The 7,585-nt window shown below is 57.7% G+C and carries 6 protein-coding genes and 4 pseudogenes; all 10 read right to left on the reverse strand.

What is annotated here, in order from left to right:
• Nucleotides 1–59: 59 nt before the first annotated feature.
• A pseudogene (locus ACTBDZ_RS03150) lies at nucleotides 60–627 on the reverse strand (phage tail protein I).
• Nucleotides 617–1,741 (reverse strand): baseplate assembly protein, encoded by a 1,125-nt coding sequence (locus ACTBDZ_RS03155; RefSeq protein ID WP_438814210.1) that lies wholly within the window; start codon nucleotides 1,739–1,741, stop codon nucleotides 617–619. The pseudogene ACTBDZ_RS03150 and the gene ACTBDZ_RS03155 overlap by 11 nt, the downstream one beginning before the upstream one ends.
• Nucleotides 1,732–2,094, reverse strand: coding sequence for a GPW/gp25 family protein (locus tag ACTBDZ_RS03160; RefSeq protein WP_438814211.1), 363 nt, complete (start codon nucleotides 2,092–2,094; stop codon nucleotides 1,732–1,734). Before ACTBDZ_RS03160 ends, ACTBDZ_RS03155 begins: the two co-directional genes overlap by 10 nt.
• A gap of 20 nt (nucleotides 2,095–2,114) precedes the next feature.
• Nucleotides 2,115–2,756: pseudogene (locus ACTBDZ_RS03165) on the reverse strand (phage baseplate assembly protein V).
• Nucleotides 2,753–4,169 (reverse strand): annotated as a pseudogene (locus ACTBDZ_RS03170) (contractile injection system protein, VgrG/Pvc8 family). Before ACTBDZ_RS03170 ends, ACTBDZ_RS03165 begins: the two co-directional pseudogenes overlap by 4 nt.
• Nucleotides 4,166–4,789 (reverse strand): hypothetical protein, encoded by a 624-nt coding sequence (locus tag ACTBDZ_RS03175; protein ID WP_438814212.1) that lies wholly within the window; start codon nucleotides 4,787–4,789, stop codon nucleotides 4,166–4,168. Before ACTBDZ_RS03175 ends, ACTBDZ_RS03170 begins: the two are co-directional and overlap by 4 nt.
• A complete protein-coding gene (locus ACTBDZ_RS03180) occupies nucleotides 4,764–5,261 on the reverse strand; it encodes a Gp37 family protein (protein WP_438814213.1) in 498 nt (165 codons plus the stop codon). The genes ACTBDZ_RS03175 and ACTBDZ_RS03180 overlap by 26 nt, the downstream gene beginning before the upstream one ends.
• Nucleotides 5,258–5,926 (reverse strand): hypothetical protein, encoded by a 669-nt coding sequence (locus tag ACTBDZ_RS03185; protein WP_438814214.1) that lies wholly within the window; start codon nucleotides 5,924–5,926, stop codon nucleotides 5,258–5,260. Before ACTBDZ_RS03185 ends, ACTBDZ_RS03180 begins: the two co-directional genes overlap by 4 nt.
• A 314-nt stretch (nucleotides 5,927–6,240) precedes the next feature.
• Complete coding sequence (locus ACTBDZ_RS03190; protein WP_438814216.1) at nucleotides 6,241–6,633, reverse strand: phage virion morphogenesis protein; 393 nt, start codon at nucleotides 6,631–6,633, stop codon at nucleotides 6,241–6,243.
• A gap of 59 nt (nucleotides 6,634–6,692) precedes the next feature.
• A pseudogene (locus ACTBDZ_RS03195) lies at nucleotides 6,693–7,458 on the reverse strand (phage head morphogenesis protein); the annotation flags it as partial.
• Nucleotides 7,459–7,585: the final 127 nt, after the last annotated feature.

Consider the following 7,585-nt stretch of genomic DNA (forward strand, 5'->3'; position numbering starts at 1 on the left):
GGTTTTTTAGTCACAGTGTAGTATTTTTACGTGTATTAATTAAGTTTTTTTGAATACCATTAACTGCTGCCATGATTATAGTGCCCGTTATAGGTCGCCTGCGCGTTATAGCGCAACGGTACCGCCGTATAATCCAGCGCCACCAGTTCGCTTCTCGCGGGCGCAAAGGCCGCGAGCGTCTCGCGTAATCTGGCCGCCTGGTCATTGGTAATCAGCTAGTTGAGGATGACCCGGTACAGTGCCCAGTGCGTCTCACTATCGGGATACGCGGTTGCCTGTTCCGGTTTAAGGGCCGCCTCCCCCTTCGGTTATCGTCACTTCCCCAAACCCCAGTGCCCGTATCATGGCGCGAATGGACCAGGGGGTGCCTTTATAGCGATGCAGCGTGATGGCCGATTTCAGCATCGCACGGCGAGCATCATCCGATTCTGCCAGAGACCAGCCATTAACCCCGGTTAACGCCAGCTGCTCTGCCAGCCAGGGCAAGGCCGACGCCTCGGTCATATCCAGCAGATAAACCAGCAGCGGCGTCAGGTCAATTTGCTGTAACCGTGCCGCCTGTGCCGCCAGCGCCTGAAAATGTTTCTCTGCCGCCAACAATGGCGGTAGCAGGCTGTTATCGGTCATCGCCGCTCTCCGTGCCCAGGGTCAACTGAATGTCGCTACAATGCGCCCATTGCTGCGCTGCCAGTACCGTCGGCTCAAGGGTCTTGAAACTCGTGAGCTGCACCCGGTAAACGCCCGACACTGACAAGGCGGCGATAATCTGGCTGGGCACAATATCCCGACCCAGCTGTTTAGCCTGGCGGGCGACATACTGCTCAGCGGCCTGCCGCGCCTGTTTCAGTACCGGCTCGCCCGGCTGGCTGGCATAACAGGTCAGTTGTGCACTAATCGCATAGTCAACCTTTTCGGGGGCCAGCACCTGCACTGTATCATTCAGCGGGCGAACCCGCTCTTCCGAGCACAGGGCCATGACCAGACTGAGTACCGTCTTGTCCGGCAGTCCGCTGATCAGCAGCGGATACAAGTTGACAGTACCCGGTTTCGGGCGGGTCACCGCCACATCACAAATCCCCGGATGGGCACTCATGGCATGAAAACGGTACGCTTCGCGTGAACCGGCGGTACTGAAGGAGGCGGGTGCCAGGCGAATACGGCTCCGCAAATGCTCATCGTCTTCAGCGTCTGAGCCGCCTTCGCTTGGCGTGGTATTGGTCACCTGGATATCCCCGTCATCGATGGCCTCCATCAGGGTGCTGATTTGCGCCGGTTGCCAACCGTTACCCTGTGTCCCCACCTCGCTGCAGGTGGCGCTCACCGTCACCGTTGATGCCGTCGGCGTCAGCCTGACTTCGCTGTCGGTGGTAAATATCAGGCTGTCCGTGGCGCTTAGCCGTGTGCCGGCCGGTATCGCTATCGTCACCGAGGGCGCGACCGCCAGCGAAAATTGCACAGTGGTGCGTGCCGGTTGTGCTGGGAGACGGTAAACGCCGACCAGCTCGGCCAGATAGTCCAGCATCGGGGCACGGGCAAAGGCCACCAGGTTTTGCTCAGCCGCCGACTGGATAGCGCTCAGCACCAGGGTTTCCCGGTAGGCGAACAGGTCAATCAATAACCGCTCGGCCTGTGCAGGCCACAGGGTTTTACCGCTGGCCGCTTCATAGGCCGTAATCATCTCGCGGGTAATGGCCTGCGCATCCGCTTCAACAAAAACCGGCTTCTCGAGGGTTAACGCCATGCCACCTCCGTTTGTTGGTGAGCCTGACGGCCTGGCCGTCGCCAGCGTAGCAGGAGATTGACCCGCTCACCCTGTGCATCCAGCGTAACCTGATGTAATTCGCATCGGGGCTCCCAGCGCCTGATGGCCTCTACCGTTTCCCGCACCACGTGCGGCAAGGCCCGTTCTACTGGCATATCCAGATAGCGATGCAGGTCACTGCCAAAATCCGGTCGATGGGGGTCGCTGCCTTTCGGGGTAGCCAAAATCAGTTGCAGGCACTGCTGAATATCCTCGACGCCACTGACCCGTTCACCCGATACGTGCAGCGCGGGTTGCCAGTCTGCGGTGCCAAGACCTGTCATTATGTTCATCAAACGCGTTCCTCCCTCACTTATAACGGCTTGCCGGTAGGCTTACCGTCATGTCCGTTGCTGTGTTGATGGTTTTGCAGCGACACCTGACCCGCCTGGATATCACCGCTGGCCTGGAGCGCGCCGTCAATGATGGCGGCCAGGCCACTGCCGCCCGAACCGCTCATACCACCCTAGTAAGTCAGTTGCTTTTGTACCGTCAGGTTGCCCGTTGCGACCGTATCCGGTGCATCCAAAAACAGGGTGTGACTTGCCTTCACCGTCGCGTTTTGCGTCTGGATCAGCACAGTGGCCTGGGTGGTCAGCGTCAGGGTCTGTATATTGCCCCCGATAGTCATCGCGTGGTTTTTTCGGTCATACTCGACAACGGTCCCGTCAGCAAAATCCACCCGCCGTTTATCACGGCAGGCGCTGGCCGGGCGGTCAACGTCGGAATACACCGCGCCCAACACCACGCCATCATCGCCGTCAGCATCCAGGAGTAGCATCACCTGCTCACCCAAATCCGGTAGCACGTAATCCTTGTTATCCTAGGTGTTGCGTTGTGGTACCGGCAGCCAGGCGGTGCGCAGGTTATCACAGGTCGGCAGGCGTACACGGACCCTGACATTTTTCTCATCAATCTGGCTGATGGTGCCGATCATCAATTGCAGTGCTTTCATGTTTGCTTTTCTCCGATTGTCGTCTCTTTTTCACTCAGCGGACCCACGCTGCCATCGGCTTTCACCCCTATCACCTGCTGCGGTGCAGGCTTATCCGCCCGAGCTGTTTTCCTGTTCGTGCGAGCAATCAGCCCCTGACCCAAGGTGAGTTCACAGGTGTAACCGCTTTGGCGCGACAGGGCATGGCGGACTTCGGTGATAAACCACACCCCGGACAGGCGACCAAAATCGTCAAGACGCACTGTTAACCCGGCTCGATACGCCGTATTGCCCGCCAGTTCCACCGTCGCCACCCGTTGATATTCATTATGCCGGTTCAGGCCCGCGCACACTTTGGCGGTGGCTTCTTCCCGGCTCCGTACCCGACTGTGCAGTCTTAAGGTATCCGCACTGGTCGTGCGTCCCTGTTTTTGATTCACCGTTTCCCGCGCCACTTCCCCTATCGTGCCATCGGCCTTGACGCCGACCGTGACCAACTGTTTGCGCTGGCTGTCCTGGTATTTCACCTTGGCCTGCTGGTAGATACGGTTAAGCGTATCGCGCAGGCTGTAATGACTTATCGCTGATGGGGTAATGACGTTAACCGGCGAGGCTTCTCGCAATCTGACGCGCTCAGAAAAAATTAGCTTGCTCGGCGTAACTTTAACGATATAGCCGTATTCCTCGGCCAGCCGGCGCAAAAAAGCCAGGTCGGTTTCATGTTGCTGCGTGACCCGATCAAGGGTCAGCGGCGCAATCTGCCCTTCCAGTGTCAGGTGGTGTTTTTGGGCAATCCTCCGGGCGATGGCCGCCAGGGTGGTCTGCTCAAATGCCCGGTAGCTCCGGGTTCGCAGCGCGGTGGTCACCGAAGCGGATAACCCCCGCAGCGACACCGTATCCGGTGGGCCACTGAGTTCTATTTCATCAATCGAAAAGGTACCACAGTGACGTAATGGCGCACCGACCATGCCGAGCGCCAGCGAAAGCGTATCGCCTTTGCCCGGATACCAGGCCCCGCGCCAGCGCCCGGTGCTGTCTTCCAGTTCGACAGCCAGCTCGTCAGACTGGCCACTGAGCTGATCGGTAAAACGGATCCCGAGCACATCCGGGGTGATATCATGCGTGATGTCTTTTTGGCCATAATGCAGGGTCCAGGTCGGGGTCGGTACCGCCTGTTGGTTTTCCGTCACCACCAGAACGGTACCGACACCGTGGTCTATAGATGGCGCGCAAGGCTTGTGGCAGGGTAAATCCACTTCGCTCATCACCAAACTGCGCCGCGTCTTTTTCCGACAGGCACAGGGTCAGGGTATTGACCGGGCCTTTCGGCGCGGTACCTACCAGGCCAATCACGGACGATTTTCACGTTTTGACCGGACGGGGTCCGCGTTCAATTTCCAGCGTATCAACGCCGTGATGGTTTTCTCTACTCATGGGGTGACCTCATTACTTTTTGTGTCTGCTGGCACTTTTCCGCGTTTTCTGGGGGTCATCGCTAACGATGTGCTGACCGGCTCTTCGATGGGTAGGGTCTCATCAGTAGAAAGGGCAACGGTGCTGCCCGATGATGTGATTGCCTGTGTCAACGGTGCCGCCACGATGGGGGCGACGCCGGTCTCTGCTTCGTTGCCCAGAAAGGTTAAATAGCCCTGCGCTTCCAGCACCAGCACATAATCATTATCCATCGGCAAGGTGACTTCCTGACCCGGCCAGAACATCACATCCAGGATGCTGCCATCCGGTAAGCGCAAAGCGGCCCCGTTCATCTGTTGGCCGTCATAACGATAACGGGCCAGTTTGCCGGTCGGGTGTTTGGCGGCCTGTAATCGCTGTTCAAAATCAGTCAGCGGCTTGGGGGGTTCAGGCGGCGCATCGGGATAATCAAAGCCCAAAAAAGTCAGATAGCCCTGCTCTTCCAGCGAGACAATAAACGGATGATCGACCGGCACATCGACTACTTGACCGGGATGAAACATCACATCCTGGATACGCCCATCGGCCAAACGCAGGGAAGTCCAATTGGGGAAATCACCGTTGTAGCGAAACTTCGCCATAAGCTACCTCGTTATTCTCTGTCTTCATAAACGCTTCCCTGGTAAGCGGTAAAGCGTCCTGCGGGGCGTCCTGCACAAACCAGGTTTCGGTTGCCACCGTCAGCGCGTATTGCCATAAGCCCTCGGATTGCCCCAAAAAGACCTCATCAATCAGCCACAGTGGGCGGCGACAGTCCGGCGGCATAAAGCCGCCCACGGCCTGACGCAGCGTATCGAGAAGGGCAATCGCCCCCTCGTTACCGTTAAGCTGGCGCATCACCAGGGTCAGCGTGAAATGCAGCACACGGGGCTGGAATACCATCCCCACATCCTGAATGTCGCCAAAACGCGAGCGGGCAAAACTGAGCAGTACCGCGCCGAGCGGATGATTGAGATGAAAGCGTTCCGGCTGCTCAGGAAAGAAAGTGACCTCCAGCTGCGGTAAACGTTTTGTCAGCAGGCCCAAAAGGGCACGCATGATATCGAGCGTCATTCAAAGTCCTCCAGTAAACCGCCGGGACCGCTAAAGCGCGCCGGACGGGCATGAACATGAAAGGCCCCCGGCTCCGGTATCGCCTGGCCTTGTCCCGCTATCCCGAGCGTTAATTTGCCGTCACGCAAGGCTTCCAGCTGCTTTTCGGTTTCAGTTTTTTCCACAGTAAGGCTCTCCGTTGTGGGATGAGGGTTGACAACCCCAGGCTCAGAAAAGGCCAGGGTCCTGGTGGTTAGCGAAGGGGGATCAGACGGGGTACCCACGTAGTGGTTCAATAACGCGCGTAGCCGAAGTAGCAGCGAGTCGTGGCTGTCATCCAGATCTTCGGTAAATTCCACCACCCCGTCCTCGGTATCCGCAAAAGAGACCGCGCGCAGCCCTTTAACAGCAGGCGGTTGTGCGCCAAGAAAACCGACATGGCGTAAATACAGGGCACCCGGAGCCGGATTATTCGGCGCGTGGGGTAAATAGAACGACGCCGAGATTTTCTTATAGCGGCCCACCGTCACCAGTTCAGAAAAAGCCGGATCAACCTGCTGCGGCTCTGCCAGCAGATCACGTCCTTGCGCCGACAGCTGTTTGATCCAGCCGTAAGCGGGCGCATCCGTGGTCGGATGGCCGGTCACTATCGGTGCTTCATGTAACGCCGGAGTAGGCATCCGCACAGGCGCGTAAATCCTGCTCGCTCACGTTCAGGACCTGCCCGTGGCTATCCGTATGCCGACCGCGCGTAAAAATATGCAGGGATTTCATGGCACCTCCATTGACATCATGGCAGCAGTCTATGCCGGATAGGCGCATTTCCCTTTTAAAGGGCTTTAAAGATTTTCATTGGCGTATTTTATTTCAGCATTCGCATGTCGCTTCCGCGAGCGGGCATAAACGGGTCAGGAAGGGGTTTATAAAGCTTTATAAAGGGCGGAAACGCGCTCGGGTATCGCGTTGTATCATTTAAGCACCCGAGCGCGTCAGGCAGCGCTTAGCGGAGGCTAGCCTGTTGCAAATAATCAAGGACATCATCGAGCAGCTGGCGTTTGACTTCAGCCTGTAGCTGTCCCCCCTTGGATACCGGAAGGTAAGGGCGCGGGGGCAGCGTCACTGACCCACCGCGCCCCGCTTTCCCACCCTGTTGATGAAGTCGGGCATAAACGCGATTCGTGCCGACCATAGCCTGGTGCACATCATATTCCGGCGTCACGCTGCGGCGCAAATACCCGTCACGGGAGAGCGTCATGCCCTGGCGCGCCAGCGCCGCGACCGACGGTTGCCAGCGTGGCCGCCCCTGCGCCTCAAAGTTCAGGTCGGTAGCCGTTTTCAGCGTTTCAGACCAGATGCGCATCAGCGGCGTCAGGTCGTAAGCGGCGTTCTCCAGTTACTTCAGCGCCTGTTTCAGGTCGTTATCGTTTATCTCAATCGACAGGAGAGTGGGTTTCATTTAGCGCCCCCGAGTGCTTTGATAGCAACGGCGTGTAACGGCCCCTGATAGCGGGTTAAGTCCGGTCGATACCCTTCACCGGGATTATACGACCAGCCGATATCCTGGGAAAACACAGTATGATTGTCGAGCATCAGCTGGGCCACCGGCTGCATTTCGCCGGTTTTGCGCGAGACCACTTGCAACGACCAGCGCAGACGGTCACCGGACGTTTCCACCGTGAGCCCACGCGCTTTGATGTCCCGTTCAGACAGGGCCATCACACTGCAGCGACAGCGCCAGCCATTGGGCGGATAGAGCGCGCGCCATACCGGGTCATCTGCCGGAAACACCCGGCCATGCAGCGCCAGGTGGCTTTTGCGGGTACGGTTATCTCGTATCGCCACATACATCCAGTAGGGACGGGCCTCAACATTCTCCCGCATTTCTGCCCAGCGCCCGGCGTTGTAGAGGGTAGTCAAATTGGTGCGATAAATGGTCTCCAGTCGCTGCGGGCTGCCTAATTGCACCGTGACCGGCTGCCCGCTCACTGGGTCGGTGATATCCTGTTCGCCCCACCATCCTTTGGCCTGCAGTACCGGGGTCAATTCCCGGGCAAACCACTGACCGGTTTTGCCTTCCGCCAGGGCGGGTTTCCAGCGCCTGATAAATGTCCTGCAGAATATCCAGTTGTGTCACCTTGGCCACCGTCGCACTCTGGGCATGGGCTGCTTGCCAGACGTCCTGCCAATCCCAGAAAAAGGTAAAACCCTTAGCTTTTAACCGTCATTCCGCACCTGATTTTTCTTTTTTCGGGACTTGACGGTATTCTGAAGTTCTGAATTTATTACTGCTTTTTGCAGACCAATCAGCATGAGTACTCCCCACGTTACCATCCGTAACCTTGATC

This window comes from Symbiopectobacterium sp., assembly GCF_051710365.1.
Taxonomy (GTDB): Bacteria; Pseudomonadota; Gammaproteobacteria; order Enterobacterales; family Enterobacteriaceae; genus Symbiopectobacterium.

Coding starts and splice junctions, on each gene's coding strand:
- ACTBDZ_RS03155 (WP_438814210.1), bottom strand. CDS start 1,741: ATGGCGTTAACCCTCGAGAAGCCGGTTTTTGTTGAAGCGGATGCGCAG.
- ACTBDZ_RS03160 (WP_438814211.1), bottom strand. CDS start 2,094: ATGAACATAATGACAGGTCTTGGCACCGCAGACTGGCAACCCGCGCTG.
- ACTBDZ_RS03175 (WP_438814212.1), bottom strand. CDS start 4,789: ATGGCGAAGTTTCGCTACAACGGTGATTTCCCCAATTGGACTTCCCTG.
- ACTBDZ_RS03180 (WP_438814213.1), bottom strand. CDS start 5,261: ATGACGCTCGATATCATGCGTGCCCTTTTGGGCCTGCTGACAAAACGT.